This window comes from Streptomyces sp. NRRL WC-3605 (assembly GCF_001509795.1).
GTDB classification, from domain to species: domain Bacteria; phylum Actinomycetota; class Actinomycetes; order Streptomycetales; family Streptomycetaceae; genus Streptomyces; species Streptomyces viridochromogenes.
In genome coordinates this window covers 1-307 of record NZ_LLZN01000011.1, presented here as the reverse complement: position 1 = coordinate 307, position 307 = coordinate 1, and the positions used below count along the sequence as shown (strand labels likewise).

Genomic DNA, 307 nt, shown 5'->3' with positions numbered 1-307 from the left:
GGCGCCGGCGCGTTCTTCTGGCTGGGCGCGCTGATCGTGTCCGGTGCCTTCGTCTACGAGCACTGGATCGTGCGCCCGCACGACCGGTCCCGGCTGAGCCGGGGGTACTTCAGCGTCAACGTCTTCGTCGGGAACGCCCGGTTCTTGTGCGAGCTGCTGGACCTGCAGGTGCACGGGCTGCCCGTCTGCCCCCGCCCGTCAGAGGGGCAGTTCCCGGCGGGGGCCGGTGTCCGGGCGGCGCAGCACGAACGCGGCCGCCACACCGGCCACCAGCCCCACCAGGTGCCCCTGCCAGCTGACGCCGGAC

Annotated in this window: 1 pseudogene; it reads left to right on the top strand. The window is 73.3% G+C overall.

Annotation, left to right across the window (positions count from 1 at the left end):
- A pseudogene (ubiA, locus tag ADL34_RS34520) lies at nt 1-186 on the top strand (4-hydroxybenzoate octaprenyltransferase); the annotation flags it as partial.
- Nucleotides 187-307 lie beyond the last annotated feature (121 nt).